This is a genomic window from Mammaliicoccus sp. FSL K6-3158, from assembly GCF_038005105.1.
GTDB classification, from domain to species: Bacteria; Bacillota; Bacilli; order Staphylococcales; family Staphylococcaceae; genus Mammaliicoccus; species Mammaliicoccus sciuri.
Genome location: NZ_JBBOSL010000001.1, coordinates 1,643,424 through 1,665,355 on the forward strand (window position 1 = coordinate 1,643,424; position 21,932 = coordinate 1,665,355).

The following is a 21,932-nucleotide window of genomic DNA, read 5'->3' on the forward strand; positions in this document are numbered from 1 at the left end:
AATCACCTCAATATTTTGATATTATTACACAATATTTATGTATTATATCATGTTTTAAATCACTATAATCAATATATAATTATAAAATGAAGGTGAAACATATGGACAAGTATAATCGCATTAAAGGTATAAATTTAGCAATAGTTGGTGCAAGCTTTTGGGGACTAGGTGGTACAGTTTCTGATTATTTATTTCAACATCAACATATTGATATGAATTGGTATGTAACAGCAAGACTGCTTATAAGTGGCGTATTACTATTATGCTTGTTTAAATTAACGCATAAACAACATAGCTTGTTTAGTATATTTAAAGATAAGGCCAGTATCATTCAGTTGTTACTATTTTCAATTTTTGGCATGTTTCTCGTTCAATACTCATACATGGCATCCATCAATTACGGTAATGCAGCAGTAGCAACACTTCTACAATATATAGCGCCAGTCTATATCATCATTTGGTATGTGTTAAGAAAGAAAGACACTTTTAAAGCATTTGATTTAATAGCCATTATTCTAACAATCGCTGGTTCTTTTTTATTATTAACTAATGGGAGTATTTACAACTTAATGGTTGCTAAAAGTAGTATTATTTGGGGAATTATATCTGGTTTATCATTAGCTTTTTATACGATTTATGTTGGTAATTTATTAAAAAAATATCCGTCAGTTCTCGTCGTTGGATGGTCAATGCTCATATCTGGCATATTCATCAATTTTAAAGCGCCTATTTGGGATATTGATATTCAACTATTAAATGGCCAAACTATTTTTTATCTCTTATTTGGCATTATTGCAGGTACAACAATCGCATTCTTTTTCTTTATTTCTAGTTTGAATTATTTAAGTGCTAAAGAAACCGCATTTTTCGGAACAATTGAACCTGTAATCGCAATATTAAGCAGTGCTATTTGGTTAAATGTCGCGTTTTTACCATTTCAAATATTAGGGATATTGTTAATATTAGTATTAATACTCACAATATCATTAAAAAAGGGAAATACTTCTGAAGTTTAAAAATTAAAAAACCATACTGAAACAATATTTAATGTCTCAGTATGGTTGTATATCACTTATAAGAATATTTGATAAAAATCTAAATCTAACCACTTATCAAATTTATATCCTACTTTTTCAATTTTACCACTATATTTAAATCCTAATTTTTTATGTAAATCAATACTACCTTGATTATCACCATCAATTCCTGCAACAATCGTTTTATAGCCATTTTTCTTTGCTAAATCAATAATTTCTAATAATAATTTTGAAGCAATACCTTGTCTCCTGAAATCTGGATTTACATAAATAGAATGTTCAATTGTATATAGATATGCTGGCCAATCTCTGAAAGATCCGTATGTTGCAAAACCAGCAACTTGGCCACCCACTTCATACACAATAACAGGTTGGTTATTTTCCACTTTAGTATTAAACCATTTATGACGTTCTTCTAATGTTGTTTCATCATATGTGTATACAGCTGTTGTATTCTTAATTGCATCATTATAAATATATAAGATTTCTTTTAAATCTTCTGCTTTTGCTAATCTAATCATCTTTCCATCCTCCTCAATTATATTTAGTATACATAAGGAATACAATGACACAAATGTATGTGAATATAACTGACACGACTGTACAATTATTTAACAACATTAATTTGTTAACATAATATTATTATTTGAATTTTTTTGATATCCATTTATTCAAACGTAATCTATTTGGATTTATATGATCCATTTGTTCAAAATCTACAACGTATCCTTTTTCTTCTAGCCAACTTTTTTCAGCAATTTGACTAGAAAATTGACCTTTTATTTCAGTTTTTTTATTTGTAACAGATGTAAATGTATCAACAACTTCGTTTAAGGTTAATTCATCAGAAGCAATTTCAATAGATTGATGATTGTATTCATCTACATTTTTAAATATTTGAGCTGTTATTTTTGCGATATCATCAGAAGGAATCATCGCAAATTTTATATCAGGTGAAATAAATTCTGGAATATATATGTTATCCGCTTCTACTTTGGCAATGCGCAGAAAATTATCCATGAAAAATGATGGTTTAATAATTGTATAATTTAATGGAGATTCACTGAGCATGTCTTCAATTTTAGCTAACGCTTCAAAGTGTGGACCTGTACGATTTCTGTTAACGCCTCCTGCAGTACTGTATACAACATAAGATATATCTTGTTTTACTGCTGTATCGATAATAGCTTTACCTTGTTGTAATTCTTGTTCCACATCATTCTGTATAATTGGCTGAACACAATATACACCATATTGTTCATTCATCGCTTGTTTTAAATCACTTTGATTACTTAAATCACCTTCAAATATTTCTAAATTATCATCTTTAATATTTGCTAATTTTTGATTATGTTTGTTACGCGTAAATGCTCTAACTTTCCATCCTTCACTTAGTAATTCTCGAACGACCGCACTACCTTGCTTACCTGTAGAACCTATTACTAATATACTTTGAATCATCAATTTCCTCTCCCTTGTAAAAAACTATAATTCTCTTTATTAACTTTTAAATACGTATATTCAATCGGTTCATTTCCTTGTTCTTTAATTTCTTTATTTATAAAATCTCGAACGTCCCATACTAAATGAATAAAATCCATTAATCTATTTCTCATTAATCCATTTGGTGCTTCCATATTTAATGCTTTATGAATATCTTTAGTTGTTACATTTAATGCATCAGCAATTGTTTCCTCAGATAAATGAGATGCTTTAAAATGGTCAATTAATTCTTTGCTCGTAACTTTTCTTTGTTCTTTATTTAAAGACATGATATTCCTTCTTTCAATTCAAATTCTTTGAACTTTAACTTTGTACTTTATACAATAAACGGACAGGTATCCGATTGTCAATTTATAAGCAAGGAGGCGTCAACATGAGGAGAGATGCCGAAGAAAATAAACATCGTATAGAAACCAAAGCTAAAGCACTTTTTACTGAATTTGGTGTTGAAAATATCAGCATGAAACGAATTTCTAATAAGCTCAATCTAGGTATGGGGACACTTTATAGACATTTTGAAGATAAAAGTGCTCTTTGTTACAAATTAATCTCAAATGATTTTGAAATGTTCGTGACAGATTTAAATACAATTTCACAAAAAGAGAAGTCAAACAAAATGATTTTTATACAGTCAATCGATCGATTTTTACAGTTCAAAATAGAACATCAAGCATTACTGAAATGTGTTGAAAATAGTACAAGTAAAAAAGATTTCAAACAAACTGAATTCTATCAGTTGTTGCATGATTATTATTCAAACCTATTTAATTATGAAGAAAATGAATACTTCATTACATTCAAAGTAGATATCCTATTAAATGCACTTACGACTAAAAATTATGAATTTTTAACAAAAAATAGGAAAATGTCTAATGAAGAATTTCGTAATGCACTTGTCCAATTATTTTATAACAATTACCAAGGAGACGATTAACAATGAGAAATGTACTTATTACAGGTGGAAACAAAGGGTTAGGATTTGAAACAGCGCGTGTTTTGAAAAATCAAGGTTATAAAGTATATATCGGTTCTCGCGATGAATCACGTGGTAAAAAAGCAGCAGAGGATATTGGTGTTGATTACGTTCAATTAGATGTAACAGACGATCAATCAGTTAAATCTGCTGCAGAAACAATTCTTGATCAAGAAGGACATTTAGATATTCTCATTAATAATGCTGGTATCTCAGGTGGTTTTACTAAAGTTAGAGATATTAAACCTAAAGATATGGAAAAAGTATATCAAACAAATGTATTTGGTATCGTACGTGTGACAAATCAATTCATTCCATTATTAGAGAAATCTGAACAACCTGTTATTGTCAATGTTAGCAGCGGTTTAGGCTCATTTGGAATGGTTACTATTAAAGAAACGATGGAATCCAAAGTTAACTCACTTGCTTATTGTTCTTCAAAATCTGCCGTCACAATGTTAACGGTACAATATGCAAAAGGATTACCACATATTCAAATAAATGCAGCAGACCCAGGTTCAACAAATACAGATTTAGTTGGAGATGCAAGTAACCAATCAAAACCTGTTTCTGAAGGCGCTAAAGCAATCATTGAACTTGCAACAATTGATCAAAACGGTCCTACAGGTACATTTATAGATTCTAATGGAACAATGCCTTGGTAAGATAAACAAATTATATTTCAATCAATTTTAAAAGGAGTTCTAACAATGAAAAGTATTAATTTCGAAGAACATTTTGTATTAAAAGAAGTTCAAGAACAAATGAGTCAAATTATTCAACCATCAAAAAACGGTGTGCCATTAAAAGCAATGTTAGAAGCACTTGAACACCAAACTGGCTTTACGAATGAAGATGAAATTAATCAACATGAACAACGCATTAAATTTATGGATGAACAAAATGTTCAAATGCAAGTGTTGTCTTATGGTAATGGTTCACCTTCCTTACTTTCTGGTGATAAAGCAATCGAATTATGTCGTTATACAAATGACACTTTAAAAAAATATATTGATCAATATCCTGATCGTTTTCTAGGATTTGCTACATTACCTATTAACGAGCCACAAGCTGCTGCTGAAGAATTTAAAAGATGTGTGAATGAACTCAACTTTAAAGGTGCGCTCATCTTTGGTCGTCCAAATGGTAAGTTCTTAGATAGTCCTGAATTCCATACTATCTTTGAAACTGCAGAAGCTTTAGATGTACCTATTTATTTACATCCAGCACCAATAAGTGACGAAGCATATCAAGCTTATTATCAAAGTGATCAATATTCAGACGCTACTGCTGGATCATTTGCTTGTTTTGGTTATGGTTGGCATGTTGATGTCGGTGTCCATGCAATGCGTATTATTTTAAGTGGTATTATGGACAAATATCCAAACTTAAAAATGATTATCGGACACTGGGGAGAATTCACACCATTCTTCTATGAAAGAATGGATGAAACAATTCATGCACCAAACTTAAAACATAAACCAAGTCACTACTTCAAAAATAATTTCTTTATTACACCAAGCGGTATGTTAACTAAACCTCAATTTGAAATGGTTAAAAATGCTGTTGGTGTTGATCATATATTATATTCTGCAGATTATCCTTATATACAACCTGAAGAATTAGGTACATTCTTAGATGAATTAGATTTAACAACTGAAGAAAAAGAAAAGATTAGTTTTAAAAATGCACAAAAATTATTAAAACTTTAAAAATGGAGGAAATATAATGAATAAATTAAAATTACAAGGCGCAAATTTAAATTACTATAAAGTTGGAGAAGGACCTGTCTTAATACTTGTCCCAGGTGCTAATGGTACTGGCGATATATTCTTACCTTTAGCTGAACAATTAAAAGATCGATTTACAGTTGTAGCTGTTGATAGAAGAGATTATGGACAAAGTGAATTAACAGAGCCACTTCCAGAACGTGCACAAAGTCCAGACGATGACTATCGTGTTAAACGAGACGCACAAGACGTCGCAGAACTTGCGAAACATTTAAGTGATGAGCCAGTATATATTTTAGGTTCAAGTTCTGGTTCAATCGTTACAATGCACGTATTAAAAGATTATCCAGAAATTGTTAAACAAATTGCATTCCATGAACCACCAATCAATACTTTCCTTCCAGATAGTCAATATTGGAAAGAAAAAAATGATCAAATCGTAGAGCAAATTGCATCTGAAGGATTACAAAAAGGCATGCAAACATTTGGAGAAACATTAAACATCTCAGCAATTGACGCTAAAGACATGTCTAAACCAGTTTCAGAAGACGACGAAGCACAAAAAGCACAATACGAACGTATGATTTTCTGGGCAAATTATGAAATCAGACAATATACACATTCTGATATTACATTAGAAGATTTATCAAAACATAAAGATATTGTCACATTATTAAACGGTACAGATTCAGTAGGTTCATTCCCACAAGACGTAAACTTCTATATAGAAGAACAAACAGGTATAAAAATCGTCGACATACCTGGTGGACACTTAGGTTATGTTCAAAAACCAGAAGGATTTGCAGACACTTTAACAAAAATGTGGTTATAAAAATTAATATATAATATCACAAAACATCGCATGTCAATCATTAACGAATGACATGCGATGTTTTTAATAACCAATGTTTAATTTTATAAAACTTTATCTTCAATCAACTTTTCAATAACTCTTTTAGTATTTTGATTATCTTTAAATTCGTTAATTTCTTCATAATTATGATTATGTTCTTCATTTAGAATATAATTTCCATCAATTGCTTTGTTTATCACGTCAATTAATTCCGCTTCATCGTATGCAATTGGTCCTGGTGCATTTGATTCATTTAGGGGTGGCGTTGCTTTATAATTTTTGATTAAGTAATCTTTTTCTTTCCAATAAAATATTGGATATGCACCTCTATAAATAGCATCATATATAATCGACGAATAATCTGTAATAAAAATAATAGAATTTTTTAATGCTTCTGTTGGATTAGTATCAATAATATGAGCGTACTTTTTAAAGTTTTCTTTAAAGTACTGGGCAAATTTATTATGAGGTACGATCAATAATCTATCGAGTAAACCTGCTTTTTCAAATGCATCGATTACTTCAATAATTGACTGATAGTATGAAGTTTTTTCTATCTCATTATTTACAACATACATTTCTTCCCAATATCTCCAAGTTGGCATAAATGCTATTTTGTTTGCATTTTTATTAAGATATGCATGATCTAATTTAGGCAATCCTGTTTTCATAAGATCCTCTTTATCATATCCCATTTTATAAAATTCTAAAGCTTCTAGTTCAGAACTAATAACACTCTTTACTAAATTATTATTTTGATTTTCTTTATAAAAACTCCTACCTTGTGGATTTTCTACAGGTTTGGCAAACATAATACCATGTTGTAAAAAGTACAATGGTGTCTTTTTTATTTTATTAGAAAGTAAATTATCAAAAGTTTTGGTTGCTATAACATGATTGCTAAGTTCACTTGAAATAAAATGATCAGCCATAAACACATAATAATAATGTTTGAATGAGAAACGTTTTAAAAGATCATGTTTATATTTCTTTCGTAAAATTTCATAACTACTAGATTTCTTATCGATAACAAATTTATTCACTGAGTTTAAATGCTCTAATTTTTTAATAGCTTCAAATGTCACAAATCCTGATTCAGAAGCACTTGAGGCATCTTTTTCAAAATACAAATTTACATTTTTCTTTTTAAATTTCAAAACAGAATCAGCAATCATTTTCGATAAGCGAATTTTAAATTGATTGAATTGATTATAAATAGGTAATTTAGGTATTGCCGTAATAACTGCTTTATCAACTGCACTTATTCTCGAAATATATGATGTTTTTTTATGATTTTTTGTACATAATACTGTATTCTTTAAATCATCTGGTTTATCTACAATAAGCGGATGTATCATGATTTCGTTATAAGCAAAGTATAAATTATTATGAACTTCTTTTAATTCCTTTAGTTTATATTTGGAAACTTCAAATTCAAAATCCCCGTTATCTTCCCATTGAATTTTGGCTAAGATAAGTCCGTCACTTGTCACTACGTTATTAAAAAGAATATTAAAATGATACTTATAATCTATATGTCCTCTAAATTTAATTCCATGCCTTGTATTACTCGAATTAATATGTGAAACATTGAAAGTCGGTTGTTCAACAAGATCTTGTTCTATATTTATTAAATCTGGACGATTGTACGAAATAGTAAATAGTCTATTATTTAATTTAACAATAACAGGATTAAAATTTTGCAAAGCAGTTTTTGATTTTATTTTTAAATGTTTTTCTTTAATAAGTTCGCTTATCTTTATGACTTCATTTGATAAATTAGAAAGTTCAAAGGTGTTGTTAGATATCAAATTAAAACCTGAGCGCCCTTCCAAATCTATCATCTGAACATATGACGTTTTTATCGCAAATTCCTTTCTAGCAATCGTATATTCTAATAAACTCACTATGTGATGATATCTAATCTTTAAATAAATATAAGGTTCATTAGAACGAATTCTTTCTAATGAATCGATTTTTGAATACCCCTTTAAAAAAATTGATTCATTTAATTCATATTTATTATTATTCTCATCTAATACTTCATAAGCATATTTTGTCTTTTGAATTTTGAATTTGTCATAATATGATTCAATGCTAATATCTAAACTTTTTTCCGTGTTACCATTTAAATAAGGTGAAATATAAATCATGCCATTCTTAATATGAACATACAAAGCCTTTTGATCGATTTCTAATATCATTAAAATATTATCTTCAAAATTAGTCTTCTTAATGGCATGTTCACGCAAATCTAAATATTTTGAAGTGATATAGAAAAATTCCTTGCTATCAAACATTTTAATTTTTAAAAAATCATTTGTATTTTTTTCTATTAAACAAACTTCATTAAAAACCTTTTTTATATTCATTACATATCTTCCCCATTGTTTTGATTTGTACAAATTTTAATTTCAACTTAATCATTATATTAACATACATACAATTTTAACTTTATGACTTAAGAATTAATACCTACTTCTAAAAGTTTACTTTTTAAATTTGTCACATTTTAGACACAACGAATATAAATTCATTTTTCAAACTCACCCTCTTGTATTAACAATAAATACATGTTTATTTATTCATCATTAAGTGACTTTATAATATTCATAAAATTTTAATGTGTTCATATATTCAATAAACCACAATTTATTAATTTATTTATCTTGCTCAGTTCATATCTCCAAATGTATACTACTAAAGTTATTATTTTAAGGAGACAAATTATGAAAAAATTAAATTATGTATTTTGGTTATGCTTTTTAGCTTTGATAACTATTATACCAATGCTTTGGGGAGGGCAAGGTTTATTAGTTATTATATTTATAGGATTAATGCTTCTATCATTTTATTTCACAATTGTATATTCATATAATATGATTGTTTCATTTTTTGGATTTAAAAACATAAAAAGAGATTATCTCATTAAACAAGATAGAACAAAGTTTTTAATTTTAGTTGCTGCTCATAATGAAGAAAGTGTGATTCGGGAAACGATTAGAAATCTTAAACAAATTAATTACGATAAAAATTTATATGATATATGCATCGTTAGTGATAACTCTACTGATCTTACAACACAAATTGCTTTGAATGAAAATGTACTTGTTGTAGATACTATTAAAAATGAATTTGAACGAGAAGGTGTTGGTAAACCAGCAGGTATTCAATACGCACTTAGAAAATTAGGTTTTGAAAATGTTAAACGTCAATATGACATGATTATGGTTTTAGATGCTGATAATTTTGTTAGTAAAAATATTTTAAAAGAAGTCAATTCACAATTTATTACTAAAGGTAGACCAACAGCTATTCAAACTTATCTTGATAGTAAAAACTACTCTAAATTTATGAGTTTAGCCTACTCAGTTGTATTTTGGACAAACAATCGGTTTATGCAATTAGCAAAATATAAATTAAACTTACCTAATTCAATTGGTGGTACAGGTTTTTTTGTGAAAACAGATTGGCTAATTGATAAAGGCGGATTCAAATTTGATTCACTTACAGAAGATTTAGAAATGGAAATTGAGATTATCAATGATGGCGGACGTATATTATGGAATGACCATGCGTCTATTTATGATGAAAAACCAGAAGAAACAAAAGTGAGTATGATACAAAGACATAGATGGATAAAAGGTCATTGGTACGTTGCTTTCAAACAAATTTTACCTTTAACTAAGAGATTTATTATGACTTTAAACATTAAATACTTAGACAAAATATTTTTCTTAATGAGTATGGGTAAAGCATTTCATATATTCTTAATATTTATAGTGCTAATCATTAATATTATATTATTAACCCATCATCACCTGTTGCTATCAACTTTAGCAGCTTTGAATATATTTGGCGCATTGCATTTATTGAATGATTATATGTTCTATATTACAGGGCTAAATGCATTACTTATTATTTATAGTTTCGTCATTTTACCAATGTATAGTGTCTATGCAAAACTTAGAAATATTAATCCAATCAAAATTGTACTATCTTTACAATGGTTTATGATAACTGATTTTATCGTACAATTATTCGGTTTATTTACATGGTCAAATCAACAAACTTGGATTAGAACACCCCACTCTAAAGTTAGTATAGAAACAAGTGAAGAAGCTTACCATACACCAGGTACTTATGAACACGATAACCAACCTGCAATACAAGTCCCTGAAGTTGGTTTAAATGCAAGTAATCATATTGTAGAGCAACATAAATAAATAAAATCCCTTATGACTAATTGAAACATCAATCATAAGGGTTTTTTTACTTACTTATATTCTCAGATAATAAACTATACATAAATTGATCACTAATTTCATATATTACAGGTTTACTTTTAATTTTTATTAATTTTTCTTCATGGCTAGAAATAACATTATTAATCTTTCCTCTTGAATAACCTGAAGCTTTTTGTAGTTCTTTCAAAGTAATTCTTGAATATTTACTGCCAAATACTTTATCTTGTAGCAAAATATATAATATTTTATATTCATACTTATCATAATGTTTGTTGTGTAATGCTAGTTGTATTTTATTGATAATATTAATATTCTCTTCAAAATTGTCGATTATATTTTCTTGTCCTTCGATTAAAATACTCAACATATCATCAATAAAATTAGTTAATTCGCCTTTATTGAAATAATTCGAAGTATCAACAAAAGCTTTATAATATTTAGACTTGTTATTATTTACAGAATACGAAAATGAAAGTGCTGTATATGGGTCTAATAAATCGTTTAATTTTCTAGCTATTATATATCTACCAATACGCCCATTCCCATCATAAAATGGATGTATATATTCAAAAATATAATGACTTGCTAAAATTTTAATAAGTTCAGGTGATTCATGACTTTTTATATAATCAATAAGCTTTGTTAATAATTCTATTACTTTCGATTCACTATATTCATTTCTATGAACCCATTGATTTTTAGAATGATCAAATACACCTATACTACTAGCTCTAAACATTTTACCATCCGGATATTCATCCTTTTTGATTTCATCAGATACAATTTCATCGTATATTTTTCTAAAATCCGCAACAGAATTTAGATCAAGTTCTCCAAATTTCATCATTAAATACTGAGTCACTAATCCAGTAAACCTTTTATCTTTCTTACTTGTATTATTTAATGCTTCAGCTATTTCTTTTTTAGTACTTTTAATATTTTCAGTTTCGTTCGTACTTTGTAATTCGTTAATTAATAACTTGTTAATATATGCATGCGTTGCTATTCTAGGAAGATTAGCAGATAATTGTTTGATTTTAGATGAATTTAATAGAATTCTTTCATACTGCTTAAACAGACTTTTATTTATTGAATAAAATAATGGATATTGTATATCGAGTAATTGTTTCTCATCTTGCATGGGACTAATGTTTATATCTAATAAGTAACTTGAATAATGTCTGATTCTCATATCATATTCTTCTTGCATAACATCTGTTCCAAACATATGAAAAATCGTTTTAAGTGATTTATACTTCATTAACTTCACTCCTATTTAACATATATGCCGAATATGTTCATTAGATATATTCATTATATACTCAAAATAACTAAAATCATAGAATTAGTTCAATAGCTATAATACAAAAGTCATTTTGATAACAATAAAAAACCCTAACCGCTTTCGGTTAGGGTTTTAAAATTTGAGAACTATTCTACTTAGCGTATTCAGTAGCTCTCATTTCCCGGACAACTGTCACCTTAATATGCCCTGGATATTGTAATTCGCCTTCTATTTGATCTTTAATATCTCTAGCTATTCTATGTGCTTTCAAGTCGTCAATATCTTCAGGAGAAACAATTACTCTAATTTCTCTACCTGCTTGTATTGCGAATGCTTTTTCAACACCTTGATAACCTTCTGATATTTCTTCTAATCTTTCTAAACGTTTCACATAATTTTCTAAAGTTTCTCGTCTAGCTCCAGGTCTTGCAGCACTTAACGCATCTGCTGCTGCTACCAGTATAGAAATAACTGATGTTGGTTCTACATCCCCATGATGTGAGTGTATTGCATTTATGACTGTATCATGTTCATGATATTTCTTTGCAAGTTCTACCCCTATTTCAACATGGCTACCTTCAACTTCGTGATCAATAGCTTTACCAATATCATGTAATAAACCTGCACGTTTTGCTAAAGTAACATCTTCACCTAGTTCAGCTGCTAACATTCCTGAAAGTTGTGCAACTTCTACTGAGTGTTTCAGTACACTTTGGCCATAACTTGTACGATATTTCATACGTCCTAAAATTTTAACCAATTCTGGGTGTAAGTTATGAATACCTAATTCAAATGTCGCTTGTTCACCGGATTCTCTCATTAGGTCATCCACTTCTCTTCTCGCTTTTTCAACCATATCTTCAATTCTACCTGGATGTATACGTCCATCAGATACTAAATTAGTTAAGGCTGTCTTAGCGATTTCTCTTCGAATTGGATCAAATCCAGATAATATAACCGCTTCTGGTGTATCGTCTATAATTAAATCTACACCTGTTAATGTTTCTAAAGTACGAATATTACGACCTTCACGACCGATAATACGCCCTTTCATCTCATCATTTGGTAAATTCACAACGGATACAGTCGATTCTGAAGTATGATCTGCTGCTAACCTTTGTACAGTAATAGATAACAGTTCTTTAGCTTTTTTATCGACATTTGTTTTTAGTTCTCTTTCTTTTTCTTTTACAAGTACAGCAATATCATGTGACAGTTCTTCTTCTACTTGTGAGAATTGCTCTTTACGAGCTTCTTCACGTGTGAGTCCGGAGATGCGTTCTAGTTCTTGTTCATGTTTCATTATTATTTCTTGAACATTACTCTCTTTTGCATCTACCTGTTGTTGTCGCTCTTCAATTTTAGCTTCTTTGTTTTCTAGAATTTCATCTTTTTTGTCTAAAAGATCAGATTTGCGCTCTAAATTTTCTTCTTTTTGAAGTAATCTTGCTTCTTGCTTTTGTAGGTCACTTCTTCTCTCTCTAATTTCACTATCAAGATGATCTCTAATTTGTTGATTTTCTTCTTTTGCTTCAATCAACTTTTCTTTCTTAAGACTCTCAGCTTCTTTGTTAGCTTCACTTATAATATAGTGAGCAGACTGACGAGCTTGATCTTGCTTTTTCGTTAAGCTATTATGTGCGAAAAAGTATCCTACAACAACACCTAGAATAACTCCTAGCAAAATGAGTAAGAGGGTTAATAAGTCCACATAAACACCTCCTTCTATCTAGGTTCTACGTCTTATATATACAAAAATATGATTAAATGAAACTATGGAATCATACAACTCAATTGTACGTTTAAATTTGTACAAGTGTCAAGGACATGGACTTTAATTTTTAATTCTATTTTTATAAAAAAACATTCTATAGATTACACAATGAAACGTAATCTATAGAATGTTTAATTTAATGACAAAATACTATTTAGTCTAGTAAAGTTTCTTGTTCAGGTTCATTAGGTTTATCTTCTTTTTTAGCTTCTTCTTTCTTCTTACCGTTAAAGCCTAATTGATCTCTTAAGATTCCATCAATTTCTTCAATAATAGCTGGATTTTCTTTTAAGTAAGTCTTAACGTTTTCTTTACCTTGACCCATACGTTCTCCGTTATATGAATACCAAGCACCTGATTTATCTACAATATCAAATTCAACTGCTAAGTCGATTAATTCACCTTCACGTGAAATACCTTCACCGTACATAATATCAACTTCTGCTACTCTGAATGGAGGCGCAACTTTGTTTTTAACAACTTTAATTTTAGTTCGGTTACCAACTACTTCTTGACCTTGTTTCAATTGTTCAGCACGACGTACTTCTAAACGAACAGAACTATAGAACTTCAACGCACGTCCACCTGGTGTTACTTCAGGATTACCGAACATAACGCCAACTTTTTCACGAATTTGGTTGATAAAGATAGCTGTTGTATTTGATTTAGAAATAGCACCTGATAATTTACGTAAAGCTTGACTCATTAATCTTGCTTGTAAACCAACGTGTGTATCTCCCATTTCACCTTCAATTTCAGCTTTAGGTGTTAATGCAGCAACTGAGTCGACAATAACAATATCAACTGCACCACTACGAACAAATGCTTCTGCAATCTCTAAACCTTGTTCACCGTGGTCAGGTTGTGATAAATATAGGTTATCAATATCTACGCCTAAGTTTTTAGCATAAACAGGATCTAGTGCGTGCTCAGCATCAATAAAAGCAGCTACGCCACCTTGTCTTTGCGCTTCAGCGATAGCGTGTAAAGCTACTGTTGTTTTACCAGAACTTTCTGGACCATATATTTCAATGATACGTCCTTTAGGGTAACCACCAACACCTAATGCTTTATCAAGTGTGATTGAGCCACTAGAAACTGCTGATACTTCTCTGCTTGTATTATCCCCTAGCTTCATTACTGCCCCTTTACCAAAGGATTTTTCCATATTCTTAATTACTGTATCGAGTGCTTTTTGACGTTCGTTCACGCGATAACCTCCTATATATATATAATGAATTTACTTGTTTAATTAGCTATTATTACTATAAATGCTTTTGTTCTAAAATGCAAGTATAAAGCGAATATTTGTTCGTGTTTTTGTACGCTTTTTTTAAAATTAAGCGAACATAAGTACCGATTTTATAAATTATCGCAAGTTATCTTAATTGGTTCAAAAACTTTATAAGTGCTATATTGCTTATTCTATCACGTCTTCCAGCATATGATTGACTTATTGACGAAATAAATTTTTCGTTTTTTTGCATATGTGAAATATATACTGTTGATTCTTTATGATCTTGTTTTAAAACAATAACACTCTCTACTTTAAATGTTGATTTTAACTTGTTAGCAATTTGTTCAACTGATTCATCTTGACTAATATTCAACATTTCATCTGTCCATGAATTTTGTAAAATATATGATTTTAAATATTGTTCGCTATCTTTAGATAGTTTAAGTCGAGCATTTAATACACCATCTGTAATTTCATCATATATAACAAATGGTTGATCTAATTCATTAAATACAGCATCTTCAACTGTTAAATCATCGCTACCATAATAAAATTCGCCTATTCTATTTAATATTTCTGTTTTAACAGGCTGGATTAAATCTATCGCTTGTTGTTTAGTATTCGCATTAGCCGTAATGCGGAGTGATACTTCATGTTGACCAGCAAGTGGTGCAATTGTAGGATTGGATTGATTATCTATTAAATCAATCAGCTCTGTTTCCAAACTAGATTCACCAATACCCATAAATTTCAATGACTCAGAAAAGATGACACGTTCTTCATTTAAGAAAAATGGTACAAGATATTGATTGACCATTGGTTGAAGTTCTTTCGGGGGACCAGGTAATAATACGACTTTTTTATCATCCACTTCTAAATACATGCCTGGTGCCATACCAAAGTCATTCTTCAGTACTTCACTACCTTCAATAACAAGTGCTTGTTGTCTATTATTAGGCGTCATCGTACGGTTTTCATTTTTGAAATATTGTTCAATCTGATCCATAGCTTGTTTATTTGTTTCTAGTGATTTACCTAATACTTTACCAACAGTTTGTTTTGTTAAATCATCTTTCGTTGGTCCTAAACCACCTGTTAAAATTACAACGTCATGATGCGCTAATTCTTCTTTAAAAGTACGTTCTAACCTTCCAGGATTATCGCCTACAGCAACGTGTCTCATAACACTTGCACCGAGTTCATTGAGTACTTTTGATATAAACTGTGCATTTGTGTTAGCAATTTGTCCTAATAAAATTTCAGTACCTACGCTTAAAATACTAACTTTCATATTTTTGCCTCCTACAGAAAAACCTACAAACGAAATGTTGTAGGTTAAATGTTGTTATTATTTTGATCCTTTAAATACATCTCTACCATGATAAAAATACTCTATACCAGATAGAATTGTAAAGAAAGTAGCAATATACATGAGCCATTGCCCAAGATTAATTTGCCATAAAGTAGAGAATGGTTCTTGTAATAGGATAAATACAATTGCGACCATCGTTACAGCCGTTTTAATTTTACCTAATTGACCAGCTGCACTTACAAAGCCTTGTTCAATTTGAAGTAATCTTAGTCCTGTTACAGCAAATTCTCTAGCAATGATGATAATAGCAATAACTGATGATACTTTATCAAGTTCTACTAATGCAATTAATGCACTCGCTACTAATAATTTATCAGCTAGAGGGTCTAAAAATTTCCCCATGTTTGTAACAAGTTCCCATTTTCTCGCTAAATAGCCATCAAACCAATCTGTAACAGAAGCTAAAATAAATATAATACCAGCTATAAATTGTTCTATTCTCATTTCTTGTCCAAATAAGAAATGCATGTCACCCATATTAAAATCTACAAGTAAAAATAAAACAAATACAGGTATTAAAATAACACGTAATACTGTTAATTGATTAGGAATATTCATATTCGTTCTCCTTCTTTTCTTACAACTGCATAATAATACTATTATAAATCAATACTATATATAATTAAATGATAATTATTAATAATATCCAACCGATTAAGCATACACCAAAGAATGTAACCATTTGTGTTATGAGTTTAGCTACCATTTTATTCTCTGATATTTCAGTTTGGCTTCTTTTTTCTTGCGTAAGCTGTCTAAAAGCTTCTTTAGCAGAAGGTGCTGTTTTAGGCAACTCACTTTGATGTTTATCAATTAATTCTGGTGCACTCATATTGATTGCAGAAGCATATTTCGTTATGAAACCTCTTGTATAATCGGGATTTGGTAGATTTTCAAATTCATTCTTTTCGATCATCATTAAAAATGGTCGTTGTATCTTTGTTTTTTCTTCAAGTTCAACTAAAGTCATCCCTAATTGTTCTCTTTTACTTCTTAACGTTTCTCCAATATATTTCAAATATATTCACCTCAAACAATTTATTCAAAAAATCCAAATCCATCTCCAAATGCCATATTGTCATTTGTAAATAAATCATTTTTATTTAATTGCTCATATGTAATTTCTTGGTCTTCTGTTTCTCTTAGTTCAATAATATAATCAAAATCTTCAAGGCTATATTCAGAGCGTTGTACAAATAGATCAGGATGTTCTACTACTTTAATTGTTGGTAAACTCATAACTTCTCTAACGAGTTGTTTATGCTTTTCATCAGTTTGCTTAGATGTTACAGCACCATCAATAATATAAACATTTTCATCACTATATTCACCTTTTAATAAAGAGCTTCTTACTGTTTGCTTAATAAGCGTCGAACTAATAAACAACCATTTTTTATGGGCACACACACTAGCGGCAACAACAGATTCTGTTTTACCTACTCTTGGCATACCTCTCACACCAATCAGTTTATGACGGTTCTCTTTAAAAAGTTCTGCCATAAAATCAACTAATAAACCTAAATCTTTTCTTTCGAATCTAAAGGTCTTTTTGTCATCAACATCTCGTTTAATATATCTACCGTGTCTTACCGCTAATCGATCTCTTAAGCCTGGTGTACGTAACTTTTTAATGGTAATATCATCAATTTCTTTAACAATATTTTCAAAGCGTTTAACTTTATTCATATCATCTGTCTTAATGAGTAATCCTCTTCGACCTTGATCGACACCATTTATCGTAATGATATTAATACCTAAAATACCAAGCAAACTAGAGATATCCCCTAATAAACCTGCTCTATTTACTTGTATATCGTATTCTAAGTACCATTCTTTTTTAATGACTTCTTCCATAATATCCACCCCAATATTAAATATACCATCCTCCGTTTACACGTAGGACTTGACCGGTCACACTTTGAGATAACGGATTTAATAAATATCCCACCGTTGCGGCAACTTCTTTAGTTTGAACAAACCGACCTTGTGGTATTTCATCTTTTAATTGTGTTTGTGTAATTTCATCAAGTTCATCTGTCATTTTACCATGAACGACACCTGGACATATAGCATTTACTGTAATAGATGTTAAAGCAAGTTCTTTTGCTAAAGATTTAACAAAACCAAGTTGAGCAGCTTTCATTGTTGAATAGATTGTTTCGTAACTTGCACCAGTCTCACCCCAAATAGATGAAATAACGATTATTCTGCCATTTGCACTCTTTCTAATATCATCAACAAATAATTGAACAATTTTTATAAGCGCATATACATTCAAATTATATTGAACATCAATATCATCATCTGTAAAATCTTGAATTGCACCAAATGACGATTGCCCAGCTGCATATATTAATTGATCAATATGTCCGATTGAAGTTAAAGACTGTAAATTATCTTTGTTTGTTAAATCGAATTGTAGAAAAGTAACAGGTTGTCCGCCATATCTTTGTTTGAGTTCATTAATATTAGATCGATTATAATGCAGTATCACTTCATGCCCTAGTGATAAACATTCATCAACAATTGATAATCCAATGTCACCACTACCACCAACAATAAATGTTCTAGCCATTTTGTTTCACCAAACGACTTTCTACAACATGATCGAAGTCTATTAATGAAGCCAATGTTTCTTGTACACTTTCTACTGTTATAGATTCTAAAATGTTTACAAGTTCAAATAGTTCTACACCTTCGAAATAGAATTTAGTATATTGATTTGCAATATATTCTGGAGAATTTAAGCTTGATACAATTTCGCCTAAAGTTTGTTTTCTCACTCTCTCTAACTCTTCTAAAACAAAACCATTTTCTATATATTTTTTAAGTTCTGCTTTAACCGATTCTTTAAATTCATTATGATAATCAGTTGTCACAGCTAGAATCAAATAACTATATGTCATTTCGTTAGCAAATTGATAACCAAACGTATCATCAATCACTTCTTTTTCTAAATTTGATTGATAAAATTCAGTTTGTTCACCAAACATTAAATCTAAAGCAATCATCATTTCCATATCATTTTTTACGCGTACTTTATCAGAAATAGTATTAGGCTTGAACTTATATGCCAACATTGTTTTTTCTTGAACAATGTCCATTTTCGTTTCGACAAATGGTGTATGGACGGATGTCGGTTCGTCTATTACTTTTCTCGTAATAGGTGGCATTTCATGCATATTTCTTTTGTCTTCATGTTCGCGTACTAATTGTATAGTTTCTTCTGGATCGACGTCTCCAACAATGATTAACACCATATTTGCTGGATGGTAAAACGTTTCATATGATAAATATAAATCTTCAGCTGTAATATCATAAATACTTTCAACAGAACCTGCTATATCCACTTGTACAGGATGATTATGATAGAGTGCGCCTAAAGTTTGGAACATTAATTTATAATTAGGCTGTTCTTGGTACATCTTAATTTCTTCAGCGATTATACCTTTTTCTTTTTCTACTGTTTTCTCAGTAAAATACGGACTTTCAATCATTTTTAATAAACGAATAATATTATCGTGTACATTTCCAGTCGCACTAAATAAATAACTTGTTCTATCAAATGTCGTAAATGCATTAACTTGTGCATCATTTTCAGCAAAACTTGTAAAGACATCGCCATCTTCTTTTTCGAACAATTTATGTTCTAAGAAATGTGCTACCCCGTCCGGAACAGTCACAAAATCATCTTTGCCATGTGGCTTAAATGTATGATCAAGAGAACCGAAATGTGTTGTGTATGTCACAAAAGTCTTTGAAAACCCTGCTTTTGGAATGACAACTACTTTTAAACCATTTTCTAAAGTATCTTCGAATACAGTTTCATCAATCTGTTTATAATATTGATTACGCATTGTTATCACCTTCAGTCAGTATATATATTGTATCTAATTGTCCAAGTTGTGCGGTCTTTTTAATATCTTCAATTGTGATAGATTCAATTTCTTTAATCCAATCATCATAGTTATAAACGGATTGATATCTCGCATGTGTATGCAATAAGTCAATCATTTGTCGTTGTTTATCAAACATTTCTCGTGCGTGTGAAATTAAGACTTTCTTCGCTAACGTCAGTCTCTCTGTTTCAATTTCACCTTGTTGAATATCTTTAAAAATATTTAAAATTGTTTCTTTAGCGACATGTACTTTATCTTTAGAGATGCCACCAACTATATATAAGAATCCATTTCTTGCATCGATTTGAGAATGTATTGAATAGGCTAAACTTTGTTTTTCACGTACTTCACTAAATAAAATTGAAGAAGCATCTCCACCTAGCAACATATTTAACACTAAGAACGAATAATATTCTTTAGAATGGAATGTTATTGGGAACCTATATCCCATATTTAATTTTGCTTGATCAATCTTTGTATAATCTACTATTTCTTTTACTTCTTTAATATCTTTTAATAATGTCGTTTCGATTTCTAATTGACTATTATGATCAAAATTAAAATATTCATGCCACAATGATTTAACTTCATCTAATTCAACATTTCCAATAATATATGTAGATATCGCATTCTCGTGTAACAAATCATGGTATGTATTGACTAAAGATTCAGGTGTTACGTTATCAATGTCTTCTAGTCGACCAGATGCTAAATATTTATATGGCTCATCTTCAAACATATGATTCATAAATTGAATAAATGCACGTTGAGATTTGTTGTCTTCAATTGCAGTTAATTTTTTATGTAATAAAGATTTTTCTTGCTTCGTGTATTTTTCGTTAAATTTACCATTTTCAATCAGTGGATTAAAAATCACTTCATGCAATAATTTAACGGCTTGTTCGAATAGTGGAAACTCACTATTTAAATATTTTTCATTTACGATTTCAATACCAATTGTCATGATATGATTATTAGCTTGTTTAATGACATAGCTAAATAAATGCGCACCATATAAGTCCGCAAGCAAATTATTCATTTCTTTATCAGTTTGGTATTGTTTTGTAACACGTGTAATTAATTTACTTAAAATTGACCTAGATGTAATCGTCTCACTGTTTAAAGGTGCTACAAATTTAAAAACGATAGTCGTTGTTTTAAATTTTTCAGTTGGTATCACATAAACGTCATTTGAAGATAATTGTATATGTTCTGTTGTTATCATAATAGATACCTCTCTTATATGTATGTATATAGAGAAACAAAGCAACAATTGTTACTTTGTTTCTCTCAATATATTTATTATATCCTATTTCTTGTAATTCGAAACTTTACAAGACTGCTTTTAAAATAATTTAGTGAATAAAGTACAGGTGTGCCATGTTCGTTATAATGAACTTGTGTTAATAACATCATTGCATCGTCTGGCTCAGAGTTCAATATTTCACTAATATACGGCTCATAACTAATGGATTCTATAGATGTATTAGCATGTGTAATTTTAAATTCTACTTTACTTTCAATTGCGGATAAAATAGATGAATTGGATCTATAGTCACTGCATGCAAATAAATCAGTAGCAATTTTATCTAGACAATACACGACTGGTTCACCATTTGCTGTACGTACTCTTTCTATTACCGAAATAGATGCATCTTTTTCTAAGTTTAATACTTCTATATCTTTTAAAGTTGCAACTTCTTCATCTAAACTAATAAATTCTGTTCCAGCAACTTCACCATTTTTTTCAATCATTTTTGTAATACTTACTAATTCGTCTAATGGATAATAATATGGTTGTGTAGGTTTCACCACTGTTACGTCGCCTGTTTTTTGAGATAAAATTTGTTCCGTGACAAGTTCATGTATGGCTTTTTCGATTTCATCATAATTTATATTTAACAACTTTTTAATTTCAAACTCATTCGGAATAGCATCTCCCGGTTTAAGTTCAGCTGTTTGAATTTTATCTAATATCCAATTTTTAACGAAATTTGTACTTGCATTTGTAGACATAATATC

Annotated in this window: 21 protein-coding genes; 6 read left to right on the forward strand and 15 right to left on the reverse strand. The window is 29.8% G+C overall.

The window, feature by feature from the left end; all coding sequences use genetic code 11:
- Nucleotides 1-101 precede the first annotated feature (101 nt).
- Nucleotides 102-1,016 carry a DMT family transporter gene (locus MHH94_RS08205; protein ID WP_232182924.1) on the forward strand — a complete coding sequence of 305 codons (915 nt, stop codon included), beginning with the start codon at nucleotides 102-104 and terminating at the stop codon, nucleotides 1,014-1,016.
- A 56-nt stretch (nucleotides 1,017-1,072) separates the two neighbouring features.
- Here the strand turns inward: MHH94_RS08205 and MHH94_RS08210 are convergent, their stop codons facing one another.
- The 3 genes from MHH94_RS08210 to MHH94_RS08220 form a co-directional block, all read right to left on the reverse strand.
- Complete coding sequence (locus tag MHH94_RS08210) at nucleotides 1,073-1,558, reverse strand: GNAT family N-acetyltransferase (RefSeq protein WP_153653354.1); 486 nt, start codon at nucleotides 1,556-1,558, stop codon at nucleotides 1,073-1,075.
- A gap of 121 nt (nucleotides 1,559-1,679) precedes the next feature.
- A complete protein-coding gene (locus tag MHH94_RS08215) occupies nucleotides 1,680-2,498 on the reverse strand; it encodes an NmrA/HSCARG family protein (RefSeq protein WP_340840581.1) in 819 nt (272 codons plus the stop codon).
- Nucleotides 2,498-2,809, reverse strand: a complete 312-nt coding sequence (locus tag MHH94_RS08220; RefSeq protein ID WP_058591414.1) for a DUF2316 family protein — start codon at nucleotides 2,807-2,809, stop codon at nucleotides 2,498-2,500. Before MHH94_RS08220 ends, MHH94_RS08215 begins: the two co-directional genes overlap by 1 nt.
- A 104-nt stretch (nucleotides 2,810-2,913) precedes the next feature.
- Between MHH94_RS08220 and MHH94_RS08225 the strand changes: the two genes are divergently transcribed.
- The 4 genes from MHH94_RS08225 to MHH94_RS08240 are packed head-to-tail and all read left to right on the forward strand — an operon-like array spanning nucleotide 2,914 to nucleotide 6,075.
- The gene (locus MHH94_RS08225; protein ID WP_340840584.1) at nucleotides 2,914-3,474 is read left to right on the forward strand and encodes a TetR/AcrR family transcriptional regulator; all 561 of its coding nucleotides are present in this window, start codon (nucleotides 2,914-2,916) and stop codon (nucleotides 3,472-3,474) included.
- A gap of 2 nt (nucleotides 3,475-3,476) precedes the next feature.
- Nucleotides 3,477-4,178, forward strand: a complete 702-nt coding sequence (locus tag MHH94_RS08230) for an SDR family NAD(P)-dependent oxidoreductase (protein WP_153653346.1) — start codon at nucleotides 3,477-3,479, stop codon at nucleotides 4,176-4,178.
- Nucleotides 4,179-4,223: 45 nt separating this feature from the next.
- Nucleotides 4,224-5,225: an amidohydrolase family protein gene (locus MHH94_RS08235; protein WP_084754712.1), complete on the forward strand. Its 1,002-nt coding sequence runs from the start codon at nucleotides 4,224-4,226 to the stop codon at nucleotides 5,223-5,225.
- A gap of 16 nt (nucleotides 5,226-5,241) precedes the next feature.
- Complete coding sequence (locus MHH94_RS08240) at nucleotides 5,242-6,075, forward strand: alpha/beta fold hydrolase (protein ID WP_058591410.1); 834 nt, start codon at nucleotides 5,242-5,244, stop codon at nucleotides 6,073-6,075.
- A gap of 83 nt (nucleotides 6,076-6,158) precedes the next feature.
- Here MHH94_RS08240 and MHH94_RS08245 read toward each other — a convergent pair whose 3' ends face one another.
- Entirely contained in the window at nucleotides 6,159-8,468 is a 2,310-nt protein-coding gene (locus MHH94_RS08245; protein ID WP_232202089.1) for a CDP-glycerol glycerophosphotransferase family protein, read from the reverse strand.
- 357 nt (nucleotides 8,469-8,825) lie between these two features.
- On the opposite strand from MHH94_RS08245, the gene MHH94_RS08250 reads away from it, so the two are divergent.
- Nucleotides 8,826-10,322 carry a glycosyltransferase family 2 protein gene (locus tag MHH94_RS08250; protein ID WP_058591408.1) on the forward strand — a complete coding sequence of 499 codons (1,497 nt, stop codon included), beginning with the start codon at nucleotides 8,826-8,828 and terminating at the stop codon, nucleotides 10,320-10,322.
- Nucleotides 10,323-10,368: 46 nt separating this feature from the next.
- Here MHH94_RS08250 and MHH94_RS08255 read toward each other — a convergent pair whose 3' ends face one another.
- The 11 genes from MHH94_RS08255 to MHH94_RS08305 form a co-directional block, all read right to left on the reverse strand.
- A complete protein-coding gene (locus MHH94_RS08255) occupies nucleotides 10,369-11,604 on the reverse strand; it encodes a Fic family protein (RefSeq protein WP_340840590.1) in 1,236 nt (411 codons plus the stop codon).
- 175 nt (nucleotides 11,605-11,779) lie between these two features.
- Entirely contained in the window at nucleotides 11,780-13,339 is a 1,560-nt protein-coding gene (gene rny / locus MHH94_RS08260; RefSeq protein ID WP_048542634.1) for a ribonuclease Y, read from the reverse strand.
- A 217-nt stretch (nucleotides 13,340-13,556) separates the two neighbouring features.
- Entirely contained in the window at nucleotides 13,557-14,570 is a 1,014-nt protein-coding gene (gene recA / locus MHH94_RS08265; RefSeq protein ID WP_048542786.1) for a recombinase RecA, read from the reverse strand.
- A 211-nt stretch (nucleotides 14,571-14,781) separates the two neighbouring features.
- Nucleotides 14,782-15,930, reverse strand: coding sequence for a CinA family nicotinamide mononucleotide deamidase-related protein (locus MHH94_RS08270; RefSeq protein ID WP_058591406.1), 1,149 nt, complete (start codon nucleotides 15,928-15,930; stop codon nucleotides 14,782-14,784).
- A 57-nt stretch (nucleotides 15,931-15,987) separates the two neighbouring features.
- Nucleotides 15,988-16,569, reverse strand: a complete 582-nt coding sequence (gene pgsA, locus MHH94_RS08275) for a CDP-diacylglycerol--glycerol-3-phosphate 3-phosphatidyltransferase (protein ID WP_037587820.1) — start codon at nucleotides 16,567-16,569, stop codon at nucleotides 15,988-15,990.
- Nucleotides 16,570-16,633: 64 nt separating this feature from the next.
- Nucleotides 16,634-17,029, reverse strand: a complete 396-nt coding sequence (locus tag MHH94_RS08280; RefSeq protein ID WP_058611059.1) for a helix-turn-helix domain-containing protein — start codon at nucleotides 17,027-17,029, stop codon at nucleotides 16,634-16,636.
- 20 nt (nucleotides 17,030-17,049) lie between these two features.
- A complete protein-coding gene (locus tag MHH94_RS08285; RefSeq protein ID WP_025905363.1) occupies nucleotides 17,050-17,865 on the reverse strand; it encodes a YmfK family protein in 816 nt (271 codons plus the stop codon).
- 16 nt (nucleotides 17,866-17,881) lie between these two features.
- Nucleotides 17,882-18,586: an elongation factor P 5-aminopentanone reductase gene (gene ymfI, locus MHH94_RS08290; RefSeq protein ID WP_208182947.1), complete on the reverse strand. Its 705-nt coding sequence runs from the start codon at nucleotides 18,584-18,586 to the stop codon at nucleotides 17,882-17,884.
- Nucleotides 18,579-19,868 (reverse strand): EF-P 5-aminopentanol modification-associated protein YfmH, encoded by a 1,290-nt coding sequence (yfmH, locus tag MHH94_RS08295; protein WP_208182946.1) that lies wholly within the window; start codon nucleotides 19,866-19,868, stop codon nucleotides 18,579-18,581. The genes ymfI and yfmH overlap by 8 nt, the downstream gene beginning before the upstream one ends.
- Nucleotides 19,861-21,135 (reverse strand): EF-P 5-aminopentanol modification-associated protein YfmF, encoded by a 1,275-nt coding sequence (yfmF, locus tag MHH94_RS08300; protein ID WP_208182945.1) that lies wholly within the window; start codon nucleotides 21,133-21,135, stop codon nucleotides 19,861-19,863. Before yfmF ends, yfmH begins: the two co-directional genes overlap by 8 nt.
- A gap of 77 nt (nucleotides 21,136-21,212) precedes the next feature.
- Nucleotides 21,213-21,926 carry a GntR family transcriptional regulator gene (locus tag MHH94_RS08305; protein ID WP_058591402.1) on the reverse strand — a complete coding sequence of 238 codons (714 nt, stop codon included), beginning with the start codon at nucleotides 21,924-21,926 and terminating at the stop codon, nucleotides 21,213-21,215.
- Between the last annotated feature and the right edge of the window lie 6 nt (nucleotides 21,927-21,932).

Excerpts from the sequence above, each read along its gene's own strand:
- MHH94_RS08205 (WP_232182924.1), top strand. The coding sequence starts at position 102 with ATGGACAAGTATAATCGCATTAAAGGTATAAATTTAGCAATAGTTGGT.
- MHH94_RS08210 (WP_153653354.1), bottom strand. The coding sequence starts at position 1,558 with ATGATTAGATTAGCAAAAGCAGAAGATTTAAAAGAAATCTTATATATT.
- MHH94_RS08215 (WP_340840581.1), bottom strand. The coding sequence starts at position 2,498 with ATGATTCAAAGTATATTAGTAATAGGTTCTACAGGTAAGCAAGGTAGT.
- MHH94_RS08220 (WP_058591414.1), bottom strand. The coding sequence starts at position 2,809 with ATGTCTTTAAATAAAGAACAAAGAAAAGTTACGAGCAAAGAATTAATT.
- MHH94_RS08225 (WP_340840584.1), top strand. The coding sequence starts at position 2,914 with ATGAGGAGAGATGCCGAAGAAAATAAACATCGTATAGAAACCAAAGCT.
- MHH94_RS08230 (WP_153653346.1), top strand. The coding sequence starts at position 3,477 with ATGAGAAATGTACTTATTACAGGTGGAAACAAAGGGTTAGGATTTGAA.
- MHH94_RS08235 (WP_084754712.1), top strand. The coding sequence starts at position 4,224 with ATGAAAAGTATTAATTTCGAAGAACATTTTGTATTAAAAGAAGTTCAA.
- MHH94_RS08240 (WP_058591410.1), top strand. The coding sequence starts at position 5,242 with ATGAATAAATTAAAATTACAAGGCGCAAATTTAAATTACTATAAAGTT.
- MHH94_RS08245 (WP_232202089.1), bottom strand. The coding sequence starts at position 8,468 with ATGAATATAAAAAAGGTTTTTAATGAAGTTTGTTTAATAGAAAAAAAT.
- MHH94_RS08250 (WP_058591408.1), top strand. The coding sequence starts at position 8,826 with ATGAAAAAATTAAATTATGTATTTTGGTTATGCTTTTTAGCTTTGATA.
- MHH94_RS08255 (WP_340840590.1), bottom strand. The coding sequence starts at position 11,604 with ATGAAGTATAAATCACTTAAAACGATTTTTCATATGTTTGGAACAGAT.
- recA (WP_048542786.1), bottom strand. The coding sequence starts at position 14,570 with ATGGAAAAATCCTTTGGTAAAGGGGCAGTAATGAAGCTAGGGGATAAT.
- MHH94_RS08270 (WP_058591406.1), bottom strand. The coding sequence starts at position 15,930 with ATGAAAGTTAGTATTTTAAGCGTAGGTACTGAAATTTTATTAGGACAA.
- pgsA (WP_037587820.1), bottom strand. The coding sequence starts at position 16,569 with ATGAATATTCCTAATCAATTAACAGTATTACGTGTTATTTTAATACCT.
- MHH94_RS08285 (WP_025905363.1), bottom strand. The coding sequence starts at position 17,865 with ATGGAAGAAGTCATTAAAAAAGAATGGTACTTAGAATACGATATACAA.
- ymfI (WP_208182947.1), bottom strand. The coding sequence starts at position 18,586 with ATGGCTAGAACATTTATTGTTGGTGGTAGTGGTGACATTGGATTATCA.
- yfmH (WP_208182946.1), bottom strand. The coding sequence starts at position 19,868 with ATGCGTAATCAATATTATAAACAGATTGATGAAACTGTATTCGAAGAT.
- yfmF (WP_208182945.1), bottom strand. The coding sequence starts at position 21,135 with ATGATAACAACAGAACATATACAATTATCTTCAAATGACGTTTATGTG.
- MHH94_RS08305 (WP_058591402.1), bottom strand. The coding sequence starts at position 21,926 with ATGTCTACAAATGCAAGTACAAATTTCGTTAAAAATTGGATATTAGAT.